General features: G+C 34.8%; 11 protein-coding genes. 9 read left to right on the top strand and 2 right to left on the bottom strand.

The window, feature by feature from the left end; all coding sequences use genetic code 11:
* Positions 1-22: 22 nt before the first annotated feature.
* From PZ892_RS07380 to PZ892_RS07360, 5 genes are all read left to right on the top strand, one after another.
* A complete protein-coding gene (locus PZ892_RS07380; RefSeq protein WP_277712624.1) occupies positions 23-1,270 on the top strand; it encodes an SIR2 family protein in 1,248 nt (415 codons plus the stop codon).
* The gene (locus tag PZ892_RS07375) at positions 1,257-3,041 is read left to right on the top strand and encodes an ATP-binding protein (RefSeq protein WP_277712623.1); all 1,785 of its coding nucleotides are present in this window, start codon (positions 1,257-1,259) and stop codon (positions 3,039-3,041) included. The genes PZ892_RS07380 and PZ892_RS07375 overlap by 14 nt, the downstream gene beginning before the upstream one ends.
* Positions 3,038-3,259 (top strand): KTSC domain-containing protein, encoded by a 222-nt coding sequence (locus PZ892_RS07370; protein WP_277712622.1) that lies wholly within the window; start codon positions 3,038-3,040, stop codon positions 3,257-3,259. Before PZ892_RS07375 ends, PZ892_RS07370 begins: the two co-directional genes overlap by 4 nt.
* 229 nt (positions 3,260-3,488) lie before the next feature.
* Entirely contained in the window at positions 3,489-5,750 is a 2,262-nt protein-coding gene (locus PZ892_RS07365; RefSeq protein ID WP_277712621.1) for an N-6 DNA methylase, read from the top strand.
* Between the two features lie 172 nt (positions 5,751-5,922).
* Positions 5,923-6,681 (top strand): DUF4304 domain-containing protein, encoded by a 759-nt coding sequence (locus PZ892_RS07360; RefSeq protein WP_277712620.1) that lies wholly within the window; start codon positions 5,923-5,925, stop codon positions 6,679-6,681.
* A gap of 150 nt (positions 6,682-6,831) precedes the next feature.
* Here the strand turns inward: PZ892_RS07360 and PZ892_RS07355 are convergent, their stop codons facing one another.
* A complete protein-coding gene (locus tag PZ892_RS07355) occupies positions 6,832-7,836 on the bottom strand; it encodes a WYL domain-containing protein (RefSeq protein WP_277712619.1) in 1,005 nt (334 codons plus the stop codon).
* Positions 7,837-8,276: 440 nt separating this feature from the next.
* On the opposite strand from PZ892_RS07355, the gene PZ892_RS07350 reads away from it, so the two are divergent.
* The 4 genes from PZ892_RS07350 to PZ892_RS07335 are packed head-to-tail and all read left to right on the top strand — an operon-like array spanning position 8,277 to position 14,169.
* On the top strand, positions 8,277-9,467 hold the full coding sequence (locus tag PZ892_RS07350) for a reverse transcriptase family protein (RefSeq protein ID WP_277712618.1): 1,191 nt from the start codon (positions 8,277-8,279) through the stop codon (positions 9,465-9,467).
* A gap of 2 nt (positions 9,468-9,469) precedes the next feature.
* Positions 9,470-10,477 carry a hypothetical protein gene (locus PZ892_RS07345; protein ID WP_277712617.1) on the top strand — a complete coding sequence of 336 codons (1,008 nt, stop codon included), beginning with the start codon at positions 9,470-9,472 and terminating at the stop codon, positions 10,475-10,477.
* A gap of 52 nt (positions 10,478-10,529) precedes the next feature.
* The gene (locus tag PZ892_RS07340) at positions 10,530-12,668 is read left to right on the top strand and encodes an AAA family ATPase (RefSeq protein WP_277712616.1); all 2,139 of its coding nucleotides are present in this window, start codon (positions 10,530-10,532) and stop codon (positions 12,666-12,668) included.
* Positions 12,658-14,169: a hypothetical protein gene (locus tag PZ892_RS07335; protein WP_277712615.1), complete on the top strand. Its 1,512-nt coding sequence runs from the start codon at positions 12,658-12,660 to the stop codon at positions 14,167-14,169. The genes PZ892_RS07340 and PZ892_RS07335 overlap by 11 nt, the downstream gene beginning before the upstream one ends.
* 576 nt (positions 14,170-14,745) lie before the next feature.
* On the opposite strand, the gene PZ892_RS07330 is transcribed toward PZ892_RS07335, so the two are convergent.
* Positions 14,746-15,012, bottom strand: a complete 267-nt coding sequence (locus tag PZ892_RS07330; protein ID WP_277712614.1) for a transposase — start codon at positions 15,010-15,012, stop codon at positions 14,746-14,748.
* Positions 15,013-15,021 lie beyond the last annotated feature (9 nt).

Here is a 15,021-nt window from a genome sequence, read left to right as displayed (position 1 = left end):
ACTATCATTAACCATAAGAAATATGATTCAACATGACCCATCCGAATACATCAGAGGTATTCAGCAAATACTAATTTCAGATAAAAAGAAAATAGGTTTCCTTTTTGGTGCAGGAAGTTCATTAGCGTACAAAAATGAAAAATCACTAACAGTTCCAGCAATTGGAAAGATGACCTCTGAAATTGTTGAAGAAGTAATTAAAATAAGTAAAGATTTTGAAACGGCTTTAAAAGAAATTAAAGATGAGCTTGGAGAAAGCAATTTTAATATTGAAACTATCCTTTCGAACCTTGAGCTAAAATATTCATTTATTGGTAAAGGAGTCCTTAATTCGCTTGACAAAGAAGGTTTTGCTAAACTCATATGTGAAGTAAAAAAGGGCGTAAGAGATAAAGTTAGTGTTCACCATGTAAGAAATGCAGATAATGATCCCCTTCAAATTGTAAAAAAAGAAGTAGTAGCAGAATTAGTACAAACAGACTTTGCAAACTGGATTGGGAAAGCAGAAAGAAAATATCCAATAGAAATTTTTACCACTAATTATGATTTCCTTTTTGAACTCGGGCTAGAGCACAAAGAAGTACCGTATTATGATGGATTTTGTGGAAGCTTGAGAGCTTTCTTTAATCCTGAGTCAGTTGAGGATTTTAGATTTCTCCCGAAGCAAACAAAGTTATGGAAAATACATGGTTCTTTAGGTTGGCATTTCGATAAGGATACTGAAAAAATTCTAAGAGTTAGTCCTGATGATGAGGATATATTAATCTATCCTTCTACTTTAAAATACAAAGATTCAAAAAAACAACCTTATGAAAGTTTATTAGATAGATTATCTAACTTTCTAAAACAGGATGATTCTATATTAATAACATGTGGCTATTCTTGGGGTGATGAACACATTAATTCACGAATAATTTCCGCTTTAAAAACGAATACCACATCACATGTCATAGGTCTGATTTTCGATAAATATGATCAAATTGATGCCGATTCGAAAGTGTCAAAAATAGGATTTGATAACTCTAAAATTTCATTTTATACTTCAAGAAACGCGATTATAGGAAATAATTTTGGAGAATGGAGAATTAAAAATCAAATGAATGTTGATAATAGTACGAAATTGTATTATGAACTTGACAAAAATGAAGAAGATACTTGGACAGGAAAAGGAGAATTCCACTTACCTGATTTTGGTAGTCTTGTTAATTTTTTAAACTCTATGATTAATGATAATGAAATTAAAAAATTAGGAGAAAATGTCAAGAAATAAAATAACAGAAATTGGAGAGATAGACAGCATAAGTGGAAATAGTATTTCAGTAAAACTATTAGATAATATTAAATCTAATATGCCAATTATTGATGGAGTTGTTTACAGAGTTGGTCAAATAGGCTCTTTTGTAAGAATTCCATTAGGATATGCTAATTTATATGGCATAGTTACTCAAATTGGCTCAGCAGCAATACCTGAAAGTTTAAGAGAAGCTGTAGCAAAAGACTATGAACATCTAAAGAACACACAATGGATAAACATTGTTTTAGCAGGAGAACAAGTAGGACATAAATTCGAACGAGGTGTTACTCAATATCCAACAACTGGTGATAAAGTTCATTTAGTAACTATTAATGACTTAAACATAATTTATGGCGGATATGAAGAAAACAATTCTATAAATGTTGGTAATATTAGTGTTTCAGAAAGTTTAGATGCTAAAATAGATTTAGATAAGCTTATTTCTAGACATTGCGCAATTGTTGGTTCAACCGGTAGTGGGAAATCAAATTCTGTTTCAGTTTTACTACAATCTATTGCAAGTAGAAACTTTAAAAGTTCAAGAATTATTGTAATTGATCCACATGGTGAGTACAATGACGCTCTATCTCAATATTCTAAAGTTATTGAGATAAATGCTGACAAAGATGAAAATAAACTTCATATTCCTTTTTGGGCTTTATCTTTTAATGAGTTAATTAATATATTTTCAGGAAATATAACAGACCAAAATAAAGAATACATTAGAGAAAAAGTTGTAGACGCTAAAATAAGAAGTGCAATAGTTAATAATATTACAGTTTCTAAAGAATCGATTACTGCCGATTCTCCTATTCCATTTAGTATAAGGAAACTATGGTTTGATTTAATAGATTTCGAAAAGCAAACTTTTTCGGATGCAGCTAGAACTACATTAAGTCCCTTAATTGTTATTGGAAATCCAGATAATCTAATTGCTAATGAATATACGCCAGCTGGTATGGGCAATACAGCCCCTTTTTTAAATCAAAAAGCAAAAGGATTATTAAGTTTTTTGGATAGTATGAGAAACAAATTAAATGACAGTAGTTATAGTTTCTTGTTTTCACCTGGAAAACTTAATCCAGATATTAATGGAATAATCACAGTAGACTTAGACTCTATGTTTATCAATTGGTTAGGTAATAATTTACCAATTACAATATTAGACTTATCTGGTATACCAAGTGAAATAATGTCATCAATTTCTGGAACACTTTTAAAAATTATATACGACGGATTATTTTGGGGTGTTAATACAAAAGTTGGAGGGAAAAATCAACCTTTACTCATCGTCTTAGAGGAAGCGCATAGCTATTTAAAGGCTGGTGAACATTCTATTTCTTCTAGAACAGTTCAAATGATTGCCAAAGAAGGAAGAAAATATGGTGTAGGCCTATTACTTGTAACTCAAAGACCCTCAGAACTAGATGAAACAGTTTTAAGTCAGTGTGGAACCATGATTGCATTACGAATGAATAATTCTAAAGATAGAGGTCATATTCGTTCTGCGGTACAAGATGAATTACAAAGCATGGTAGATTTATTACCAAGTTTGCGTACTGGTGAAGCTTTAATATCTGGTGAAGCTGTTAAAATTCCTTCTCGTGTGAAATTCTTTAAAACGACTAATGCACCGAAAAGTTCTGATCCAAAACCATCGGAAAAATGGGTTGAGAAAATAGAAAACCCAGAGAATGAGTATAAAAATTTAATTAAATCTTGGCGTAATAAAAATTATAAATTATGAATTTACCTGAAATGATAACAGTTAGCTCTTCAAACATTGCAAGTATAGGTTACAATGATGAAAATCAAGAAGTTTATGTTAGATTTCTTAACAATAGTCTTTATGTTTACAGGGGAGTTCCAGCACACGAATTTCAAAATTTATTAGAAGCTCCTTCTCAAGGAACTTATCTTCATGCTAATTTCAAGAATGTTTATCCTTATGAAAGAATAGAGTAAAATGGCCTTCACACAACATGGGTTTGGCGCAATGGCGGGCTAAGTGATTAATGAAAGTTTCGGCTTTCTATGTCGCAAAAAGCCAATTTCATTGACTTTTTTTATAAATTTATTCAATGAATTGGCTTTTGCTTACTGTGTCGCTAAATTGAAATTTTTCGCTTCAATTTCCGCCACTGACGCCAAGCGCCTGATCCGTTACCAGCAAGCATAAAACGACACGACACCAATGGAACAACAGGACATAAAAAATAAAATTTGGAGTAACCTTGACAAACTTCGGACTGAGCGAAATTTTATAGGTTTTCGTGACACCAAATTATTAGAACTCATCGGAACGACATTTGGAACGGAAAAACTTGACAGCATTTTTCAAGACAAAGAATTACTTGCTTTATTGACAAACTCTTATTCAATTACAGCACCGAACTATGTTTTTAAGTTCATAGAAGAACTAATAAAAGAAGATAACCATAAATCTGTCTTTGACCCTTGGTTGACATTATCTTCACCGTTGTTTTATATTCAAGCCGACAATCTAAATGGTACTTGTATAAATCAATCTGAATTTGAAGCAATTAAAACTTTGTTTAAAGACGAAAGCAAAAACTTCATACTTGGCGACACATTAAATCAACTTTCACAATCAAACGACAAATTTGATTTAATTCTTTCTTTTCCACCTTTTGGAATGCGGACACAAAGCATCAATGGAACAAAAAGTCCATTTGATTTTGCGACAACATTACTTTTGAAATGTGGAGAGAAAATTGAAAATACTGGAAAAATGATTTTCCTTGTTTCTAATTCTTTCCTAATGGACGACAAAGGAAAAGAAGCATTAAAAAAAGAAGGTCTTTTTGTTGAAGCAGTTTTTGCTATTCCTTCTGGTGCGTTTGCACCAATGACAAATATTTCTTCAAACTTAATTCTTGTTTCTAAAAACTCAAAAGAAAAAACATTTGTTGCCGAAATTTCACAAGATGAAACAACTAACAAAACTATTTTACAAAATTTCAAATCACAAAAAGAAGGCAAAGCGGTTCAACTTGGTACTTTAATAGATTTACCAGAATTCAAATCCTTAAACGCATTGGTTTCTGAAAAAGAAATGCAAGAATTGGTTAAAAGAATTGGCTATCCGCCAATTCTTTTAACTGACATTTCTGTTTCAATTAATACACTTAAAGCCGATAATTCCGAAGATGTTGAACATTTGGCAAATTCGATCTATTTACCAAAAGTGGGAAATAGTCCAGTTGTTGCAAGTTTGTCTGAACTGAAAATAAAACCTAAAAACTATTATCAAATTCAGCTTGACGAAACAAAAGCTAATTCAATTTACGTTGCCAACTATTTCAATACACCAGTTGGGAAAAAGTTAAGAGAGAGCTTAGAAGCAGGAGCTGTCATACCACAAATTTCAAAATCGCAACTTTCAAAATGTATATTTTTTTTACCCGATTTGGCAACACAAGCGGATTTAATAGAAGTTGACAACAAAATCCAGCAGTTTTCATTTAGACTTGACGAACTAAAAAGAAATCTTTGGAAACAACCTAAAAGCTACAAATCAATAGCAAAAGAACTAAAAACAATAAATCAAGAAGAAAAATTAGAAAATTGGATTGACAAATTACCTTTTCCAATTTCTTCCATTCTTTGGCGTTATTATGCAACCAAAGACAACAGTAAAAAAATTGAACACCTATTTCACTTTTTTGAAGCATTTTCCGAATTCCTATCAATGCTGATGTTAAGTGCTTTGGTTCAAGACAAAGAATTTTATAAAAAAGAAAGTCATAAATGGATTGGAAAGGACGAAAAATTTCAAAATTGGTATTTAAGAGCAACTTTTGGAAATTGGAATAACCTAACTTCAAATCTTTCAAAAGCAATCAGAACATACTTGACAGAGAATGATAAAAAAGAATATTGTAAAAATCTTTTTGGAAATCCGAGTGAAGCTTTTCTATCAATGATTACAAGTAAGGGAATTGTAAATGTTCTATTTGAGGTTGCAAATCTTCGCAATAAATGGAAAGGACACGGAGGAATAACAAGTGAAGAAGAAAACAACCAAAGAGTTCTAACACTTGAGCAACAACTAAACGAATTTAGAAAATACATTGCTGATGCTTTTGAGGACACAAGAATGCTTTCACCGACAACAAGCAGTTTTGAAGACGGAATTTTCACTTTCAACGCAAAAGAATTAATTGGAGCAAGAACACCTTTTAATGAAATAACAATCAAGAGTTTAATTCCACTTGACAGAAAGAAACTTTATTTAAGTAACTCACAACAGACAAGACCTTTGGAGTTGCTTCCTTTTATTAAATTTATAGAAGCATCAGACGCAATTTACTTTTATACAAGTATAGAAAGTAAAGACGTTCGTTGGGTTTCATATCATTTTGACAAAGAAGCAGAACTAAAACAACCAGCAGATAATGAGCTATTTAAAGCGTTCGATTTCCTTAAACCATAACGGACAAACAGAAATGCCAGCTGGTAACATCGGTTTGGCAATATGGCGGCTGAAGTGCTTCTATGAAACATTTGTGCAAGATTCAACAGCAGTAATTCTATTCAACTTTTGTGCTAAATATCCGCCACATCGCCAAGCCGCCGACCCGATCCGTTATGGGGCATAATAAGAAATGACAGACAGAGACTTTAAAATAGAATTTGAAACTTTAGTAAAGGAAGTAGTCGCACCTATTTTCCAAGGACTTGACTTTAAGAAAAACGGAAATAATTTCTACAGAGAAATAAACGGTATCGGACAAGCTTTCAATGTTCAGCAAAGCCAGTGGAACTCTAAAGACGACAAGGCTTTTATTTTTAATCTTGGCCTTATTGACAAAGAAACATATTCTGAAATCTACAAAAAAGAACTTCCAAAGTTTCCGAAAGAATATGACTGCGAAATCAGGTTACGACTTGGACACTTAATGAACAAAGGCGACAAATGGTATGACTTGAACCAGCGAACTGACTTTTCTAAACTAAAAGAACAAATTAATAAAGACCTTAAAACTTTTGCAGTTCCTTTTTATGAAAAGTATTCAGACCCTATGAAGTGGCTTAAATTCTTTGAGTGGAAGTATGAACCACTTACAAGTCCCATAGGAAAATTTTTAATTTTAGAACGATATGGACAACGTGAAAAAGCAGAAATATTTTGGAATAAACTATATAATGAAGCATTGACACCAAAGCCAAGCGTAAGCGAGATTCACACAAAGAATGGAGAAATAATTAGAACCGAATCTGAGCCGACTGTAAATAAAGAATGGCTCGGTAGACTTGAAAACTTTGCAAAAAGAAAAAACGTAGAGCTGAAAATTACGCCCCATAACAGCACCTTGCCAAAAGCGGGGCAGTCGTGGTTAAAGAAACTTTTCGGCTCCGAATAAACATTAATCGTAGCTTGACAGATAGTGCTCCGAACGCCTGATCCGTTGTGCCTCATTGTAGAAAGCCGACTGCACATTCAAGCACATTTGGTTTTTGCCGACACACAAAGCTTAAACAAAAAACCAAAAGAGCTTGAATTTTGCCAACGCTCAATAAAGATGACCTGCTGACTTGAGACGCTGAAAAATACGTTCTTTGAAATCCTGTGGAGAATTAACCTTGACTTGTTCTCCGAAAGAAAGAATCAATCTTTCCAACTCAAAATTTGGGATGACTTTGATTTTTACTTCAAGACCAGTTGGGTCATTCTTGTGCTTCTGACTAGGATGAATAGGCTTTGTGATGACATAAGGTGCAACTTCAGGAGAAAATTTCAAAACTATCTCCTGCAACTCGACACCTTCAGAACGAGTAACACCGACCAAATCAAAAAAGTACTCTTCCCAATCGGTTGCAGATGGTTTGTACTTTAGGGCAGTTTCTGACAAAAACTCAATTCTGTCTAAAGCAAGATTCCAATTCGGGACTTGATTATCGGAATTAAGCCCAAAGACAAACCACCGATTATTGTACTGCTTCAAATAGTATGGATGAAAAGTGATTTCATAGGGTTCTGAACTTTTAAAGTCCTTGTATTTGACAAGTAAAACCCGCTCATTAACAATAGCATTAAACAGTGGAGTTAAAAAATGAAGCCCTTTAAGGTCAATATTGCTCTCAAAACTGATGATTTCACTTTTACGCTCAATTAAGCCAAACTTAGATTCAAGCATTGGAATCATTTCATTGACCCACTCAAACTGAGGTGTACCGGAGAAACGAGAAAAAATTTGAAGAGCTGACTTTATTTGTTCGGCTTCCGAATCATTCAAAGGTTGGTTGCTGATTGAAAACGACAAATCTTCATATCGGTAATAAACCTTTCTACCATGACGGATTCTGCCAAGTGGGACAGACCAACCAGCTTCACTTTCCATGAAACGAATGTCGTCAAACAATTGCCTTCTTTGTATTCCTTCGCTGTTTGGGTCAAAATCCATTAATGCCTTGTTGCACTCTTCGAGTAGGTCGTCCCAAAAATACATCCTGCCCGTGTTGCGGAAGCAACGGTCTAAGACCTGATAGCGAATAAGTGCATTTTTATTGATGGACATACTATACGACTTTTAAGTGCAGATTGAATGCACAACACAAAGATACTTTTATTCCCTAAATGAGCAATGAAATGAGCAGAATCACAAAATACGCTTTTCAAATTTATTTTTATCTGTATTTTTACCGTGCAGATTGAGTGCACAGAAGCACCATACTTTTGCAGAAGTTCTTTGAAACACTTGTCACAAGATATTGATTCGTGGGTGCTGGTCTCAGATTTCGGTATGAGACAATGATCGGCATCTTTTCCCAACCCCTGGTTGGGATGAATGTCACTTAGGCATTGTTAACAGCGTTTATTGATTTCAATGTCAATAATATGAAGTTGTTATTGATGTAATTATTAGTGATGAATAGGTATTGAATTTAGCTATAGCTGAATTATTCATACAAAAAGAGTATCCGGCAGGTGTTTTCAAAGTCCTTCAAAACTTTAGACATGAAAATTGAACAGGCACATATCGACCAAATACGGAAGCAATTTGCAGAACTGCAAAGCAAGGAGGAATTAGTGAAACTATTAAGTGACGCTAAAAACATGCTTTATGGTGAGGAATGTAAGCGTGTTCAATTGAAGTCATTGACCTATTACGCAAACCCTGTTCTATGCAAGAAGCGTTACCAGACTTTTATCATCAAGAAAAAATCGGGTGCTGATAGAACAATTCATGCACCTGTTAAAGGGTTAAAATCTATTCTTTGCTCGTTAAACTTTGTCCTGCAATGCGTGTACGAACCGCATGAAGCAGCTACAGGTTTTGTTTTGGAAAAATCCATCGTTGATAATGCAAAAAAACATGTTGGGCATCATTACGTGCTGAATATGGACTTGAAAGATTTCTTTCACACTTTCGACAGAAACAGAGTGAAGATGGGCTTCATGTTTGAACCTTTTAACCTGAACGGAGACAAAGAACCTTTGGCGTTTTTATTAGCAAGTCTTTGTACGCATCCCTTCGAAATTGACGGAGAAGTAAAAACTGTGCTTCCACAGGGTAGCCCGACATCTCCGACTTTAACGAACATTCTTTGCAAAAAGCTTGACCGTAGATTGACCGGACTTGCCAACCGATTTGGTGCAACTTACACAAGGTATGCAGACGACATTACTTTTTCATCACCGCATAACATCTACACAGATGAAGAATTCAACAAGGAGCTAAAGCGAATTATTGAAGAAGATCAGAAACTGGTTATCAACCCAAAGAAAACACGTCTGCAAAAAGCCGGGTATCGCCAGGAAGCAACAGGCTTGATTGTAAACGACAAGGTAAATGTCCGCAGGAGATATGTGAAGCAAATACGCATGTGGCTGTACTATTGGGAAAAGTACGGCTATGAAAAAGCGGAGCAGATTTTTAAACGAGATTACATTGCCGATAAAGGACATGTAAAAAATATCAATGCTCATTTGGTGAATGTACTTGATGGGAAATTGGAGTTTTTGAAAATGGTGAAGGGAGTTGAGGATGGGACTTATATGGGATTAAAGGAGAGGTTTAATGAGTTAACCGGAATGAAAGATAAAAAGGATAATGAAAAAATTGACTTAGAAAGTGTAGTAAACACTATATTGAATAAAGGGCTTGATGAGGGCATAAACCTTTACGATAGGTTCAAAAACAGATAAAAATGAAGGATAGGGATAAACTTAAAAAACTTGTTCAAATCGTTGGAGACCTTCTAAAATTAGAAGGTAATGAATGGTTAATTGATGAAATATTGAAAATCATTGGTGAAACATCACCTATTGAAGAAATAGCAAAACATTCTGTTATTCAAAGTATCCATGAATATTGTGTTGAACAAAAAATTGAAAAACAAGCAACTGAGTTCTATAATTCATTCCCTATTCAAGAAATTAAAGACCAGCTAATTCAAGACTATAGAAAAATGGAGCATGAAAGGCGAAGAGATGATTTTGAGGGATTTTGCCTAAGCATGTTTCAGCAAATCGAAGCTATTGTAAATTTTCTATTTGAATCAGAATTGATAAAAAGCAAACTACAAATCGAGAGAAAATCACCTGCATTTTTAGAGTGGGATTCAGAAAAAAGAGTTTGGACTCGTAACAGCAATCAACGTTTAGTGCCATTCTTACTAATGAAAGTAAATCCTGAAAAGAATCCAAATTCTCCCAAATACAATCCAAATTCAAAAGCATCATTTTATGAAATGGATGAAAAAAGTGAAGATGCATATTTTGATAAAGATGGTAAACCAGTAATTGATTATAATCCAAATAAGAAAAGTTGGGGATTTGTAAATAGGTTTCGTGCAGTACTTTTTTATTACTACTTTAAAAGCGAACTGAAGCAAATAGATTTTGATAAAATTTATAAACCGGGATACGACCTTTATATAATGAGAAATCAAAATCACAGAGAAAGTAAACCTACAGACAATCAAAAGGAAATAATTGATACAATAGCAGGAAACGAAGGAAAGTATTTTTTAAAGTTTTATGGCTTTTTAGAAGACTTCATTTCACAAGTTGAACAGACTTTATTATCTCAAAATGTTCCAAATAACATTAGTAATCAAATAAATAAACCTAAACAGAAAAATAAATTCTCTAACACTCTTGGTGATGACCCTAAACTAGCCAAACTCTTTGAAAAATTAAAGAAAAATGATTAATGCAGATACACTGCACAGATAAAAATAACCTTTACATGAAAGAATAGCAGCCATGAAAATATTTGACCATTTCCAACATATCAATCTCACCAATGACCAACACCATGCGTTGGAAAAGCTTCATGCTTTTTTAGAAAGTGATGAGCGGATATTCATCCTTCAGGGATATGCGGGAAGTGGTAAAACCACTTTGCTCAAAGGTTTTGTTGAATATCTTCAATCTTTAGAGAAGAAATACCAATTGATGGCACCAACTGGAAGAGCGGCAAAAGTCGTTAGAGAGAAAACAAACAAAGAAGCCACAACAATTCACCGTGGCATTTACAACTTTGAAAGATTGGATACCATTGAAGCTGAAAATGAACTTGTGGAAGAACAATCATACCATTATGTTTTTCCTATCAATCAAATTAGTGAAGGCGAAAACATTCTTATCATTGACGAAGCGTCCATGATTTCTAGCAAAGAATCTAAGCATGAATTATTTACATTCGGCACAGGTTTTTTACTCAATGACCTTCTTACATATGCTAAAATTTCAACAAGCAAAAACAAGCTCATTTTTGTTGGTGACCCTGCACAGTTACCACCGGTAGGTGATAACAAATCCCTTGCACTTGACCCTGATTATTTTATCTGCGACCTTAATTTAAGTACTAAAACAGCTGAATTATCGGAGGTAGTTCGACAAAACGATAACTTAATTCTAAAAAATGCAGAAAAAATAAGGAACTTGATTTTTTCTGAAACTCGAAATGAATTAAAGTTTATTTACGATTCAGAAAGTTTCGTCCAATCCAATCCAAACGATTTTTTTGAGCATTTTGCAGATACCTTTCCCACTCCAAAAGTTGGCGATGGTGTAATTATTGCGTATTCAAATGGCCAATGTTTTCATAACAATATTGCTATTAGGGAAAAGCTATTTCCTAATCAAAAGGATCTGGTGGTTGGTGATATTATTCTCATCAACAATAATAACTACCACACCTATGGCACTGAATTATTTAATGGAGATTTAGCACAAGTTGTTGAAGTTAATCCAGCCACAATAAGTCAATCAGCTCCAGTAATGATAGATAAAAATGGAAAAAAGGAAAGAGTAGTTATTACATTAAGGTTCAAATGGATTAAAATTCGTCTTCCACATTTTTCCGAAGATATTTCATGCTTAATACATTACGACTTACTGAACTCTGTGAATAGGGATCTGAGTATAGATGAAATGAAAGCCGTGTATATTAATTTTTTAATCCGCTTTAATGAGAAGCAAAAAGAACAAAAAGAAAAAGGTCTACAAAGTTATAAAATAGGAAGTGAGGAGTTTAAAAACGCTCTAAAGTCTGACCCATTTTTTAATGCTCTTAAAATTAAGTACGGCTATAGCATTACATGTCATAAATCACAAGGTGGTGAATGGGATAAAGTGTTTGTTGATTATAGCGGTAGAGTAAGTTTAAAAACAGAACCATTAAAATGGTGCTACACGGCTACTACTAGGGCAAGAGAATCAGTAATTTGTTTGAATGCACCAAACTTCGGAACTTTTAGCCAGCTGAAATTTAGTCCTATAGGCCAAATTGGTCATTTTCCTAAAAATGCAATTTCTTATCTTGGGGTCAAAGATTCTCCTTTTCATAATAGCAATGCACACAAATGTAAAAGCTTAAAGTACTGGGAAATTTATGAGAAATTGGAGAACACAAATTTTAAAATTCAAAATGTATTCTCGCCTGTAAATGGATTTTTAGAAAGGTATCTTATTAATAACGAAAAAAACGAGATTATAGAGTTGGATTGGCATCACAATGGTGCCGGATACTTTACCCAAGCCTTCAAAGCAACGAGTAAACTTGAATTACCTGATGCAACAGAATTAGAGACAATCTTTAACGCTCCTTATGAAAGGCATTACTTGATTGATTGGAATCCTGTGGAGTCCTTTCTTAAAGAATTACATTCTTCTGTCTTACAAGCTTGTGATGAAAGTAATAGCGCCCTGACGAATGTTGTAAAAACGGGGAAATATGATGTAACCTACTACTTCATAACAGACTCGGTATGTTCATACATACAGTTCTACTATAATGGTCAAAACCAATTTACTTCTGCTTTACCCAAAAAAATCGGATCTCAAGAAGATGTAAAACTAAACTTAATCATTTCAAATCTGGAGTCTCATGTCATTTAAAGAAATCAAAGAACTAAGACAAGCAGGTAAGCTTGAAGAAGCTTTGCAAATGGCAAATCAAGCTTTGGAAACAGAACCCGAAAACATTTGGAACAAGCGGGCTGCTGCATGGGTGTATTATGATTATCTCAAGAAGAACGCTCAACCTGAATTATATGAAGCATTCAAGGATAATCTTACCAAAATTAAAGACCTGCAATTACCGGAAGATGAGAAAATGGTCTTTGTCAATTGTGCTTGGCAAATTGGCAGTTTAATTTTTACATTACAAAAAACAGAACATGTTGATTATGGCAAAATCAATGAGTTGTTTGAAATTATCAGAAACTTTCATTTCACCAAGCCATCTGAGGCGTATTCCTTTATTTACAAAGCCTTTCACAAAGGCTATCAAAACTGGTCCAACTATCTAACTTTTGCCGATTGGTGGAATTTCGATAACCTGCGTTCCGAAGACTATTTAAAAGAGGAATTCAATGGCAAAAAGATGATGTCTATTGCCGAACAGGCGTACATTGCTTATTCCAAGAAGCTTTTGGAAGGAGAACCTTTAGATCCTTTTGGACAGCAAAGGGCTATTGACAAGGAAAAGATCCAATTATTCTTGCCAAAACTTGATTCTTTGACAGAAAAACATCCCGACTACCAATATCCACCCTATTTCAAAGCAAAACTTCTATTGGCATTAGGCAGTGATGAAAATGTTTTGTCCGCTTTTCTACCTTTCGCAAAACAGAAAAAAAACGACTTTTGGGTTTGGGAATTGATGGCAGAAATATTTTCAGAAGATAGAGAAATTCAATTTGCTTGTTATTGCAAGGCATTAAGCCTAAAAACCCCCGAAGACTTTTTGGTAAAGCTAAGACAGACTTTTGCTGAAATGTTAATCGAAAAGAGAATGTACAATGAAGCAAAAACGGAAATCCAAAAAGCAATAACAGTAAGAGAGAAACACGAATGGAAGTTGCCAAACCAAATAGTTCAATGGACAGAACAGGATTGGTATAAATCAGCCACATCAAAAAAGGACAATTTAGATTTATATTCAAGTCACATCAAGAAAGCAGAGGAAATATTGTTTCAGGACATTCCAGAGGAAGTAATCGTAGTTGAATTTGTGAATGAAAATAAAAGCATGTTGAATTTTGTAAAGGACAAGAGAAAACATGGCTTCTTCAATTACTCTGGAAATTTGAATAAACCAAAAATTGGAGATCTGCTAAAAGTCCGATTTAATGGTGACGGGCAAGATGGTTTTTACAAAATTTTGACTGCAAAGAAAGCTGACTCAAATACAAAATCAGACGCAATAAAGGATTTTAAAGGAACATTGAAGTTAATTTCTCCACAGAACTTTGGTTTCATAGAGGACATCTTCATTGAACCTAAAATTATAGAAGAAAGCAAGCTAACTGACGGACAGGGAGTAAATGGAAGAGCAATACTATCATTCAATAAAAAGAAAAATGAATGGGGATGGAAAGCAATAGATATCAAATAGCCAACGCTCACAGTCACACACATTACAAAGCCGCTCAAGCCAACGCTGCAACCAAAGCTTTGCAAAGAGTGTGTCTGTCCCAATGCCCGACAAACAAACAGACGTAAAAGAACAACGAAGTCACAACATCACCTATACGCAAGCAGGGGTTTCGTGCTTCATAGGACAGGAAAGTGGTAAATTTGAAGTTCAGTTCTTTGTAGGAAGTTCAGTGGTAAAATGCCCTGCCTGCGTATAGCTGCAAAACGTTGAGAGGAAATCCCTCCGGGCTTCCCTCTCAACGGATCAGGCGCTTGCCGGAGTACAGCCCTTCGGGACTGTCTGGAGTTCATACACCCTGCGGATTCGTTTGTAGTTCCACTTCAGTCCCTCGTGTCGGATACGTGAATAGTAAAGGTCCTGTCCTTCGGTTGGATACCGATCGGCCAGCTCCCGGAGTTTCGCTATCGTTTCGCTGTCGTCCTTCCTGTTCCTGTAATAATACATCGACTTGGGCAGGTTGACAACCTTGCAGGCCCTGCTTGATCTGGTGCATAGAGATCACATAAGCAGCCATATCCTTGCGGTGGCAGGGCCTCAGAACTTTTTTGAGAGTACGTCCTTGAGGATCTTGTGGTCCAGGGCAAGGTCCGCATACATCTGCTTGAGACGACGGTTCTCTTCCTCCAGTTCCTTCATACGGCGCAGCTCTTGGCTGTCCATCCCGGAATACTTCTTCTTCCAAGTGTAAAAGGTGGCTTGGTGGACACCCAACTCCCTGCAGATGTCCGAAGTGCTTTTACCCGATTCATGTTGCTTGATCGCCGAAACGATCTGGCTCTCGCTGATTCTTGCTTTTTTCATTGTACTCTT

It is taken from the genome of Sphingobacterium sp. WM (assembly GCF_029542465.1).
In the GTDB taxonomy this organism is placed as follows: domain Bacteria; phylum Bacteroidota; class Bacteroidia; order Sphingobacteriales; family Sphingobacteriaceae; genus Sphingobacterium; species Sphingobacterium cellulitidis.
Note: the sequence above shows the minus strand (reverse complement) of the source record. Positions and strands in the feature narration are given on the sequence as shown.

Excerpts from the sequence above, each read along its gene's own strand:
- PZ892_RS07380 (WP_277712624.1), top strand. The coding sequence starts at position 23 with ATGATTCAACATGACCCATCCGAATACATCAGAGGTATTCAGCAAATA.
- PZ892_RS07375 (WP_277712623.1), top strand. The coding sequence starts at position 1,257 with ATGTCAAGAAATAAAATAACAGAAATTGGAGAGATAGACAGCATAAGT.
- PZ892_RS07370 (WP_277712622.1), top strand. The coding sequence starts at position 3,038 with ATGAATTTACCTGAAATGATAACAGTTAGCTCTTCAAACATTGCAAGT.
- PZ892_RS07365 (WP_277712621.1), top strand. The coding sequence starts at position 3,489 with ATGGAACAACAGGACATAAAAAATAAAATTTGGAGTAACCTTGACAAA.
- PZ892_RS07360 (WP_277712620.1), top strand. The coding sequence starts at position 5,923 with ATGACAGACAGAGACTTTAAAATAGAATTTGAAACTTTAGTAAAGGAA.
- PZ892_RS07355 (WP_277712619.1), bottom strand. The coding sequence starts at position 7,836 with ATGTCCATCAATAAAAATGCACTTATTCGCTATCAGGTCTTAGACCGT.
- PZ892_RS07350 (WP_277712618.1), top strand. The coding sequence starts at position 8,277 with ATGAAAATTGAACAGGCACATATCGACCAAATACGGAAGCAATTTGCA.
- PZ892_RS07345 (WP_277712617.1), top strand. The coding sequence starts at position 9,470 with ATGAAGGATAGGGATAAACTTAAAAAACTTGTTCAAATCGTTGGAGAC.
- PZ892_RS07340 (WP_277712616.1), top strand. The coding sequence starts at position 10,530 with ATGAAAATATTTGACCATTTCCAACATATCAATCTCACCAATGACCAA.
- PZ892_RS07335 (WP_277712615.1), top strand. The coding sequence starts at position 12,658 with ATGTCATTTAAAGAAATCAAAGAACTAAGACAAGCAGGTAAGCTTGAA.
- PZ892_RS07330 (WP_277712614.1), bottom strand. The coding sequence starts at position 15,012 with ATGAAAAAAGCAAGAATCAGCGAGAGCCAGATCGTTTCGGCGATCAAG.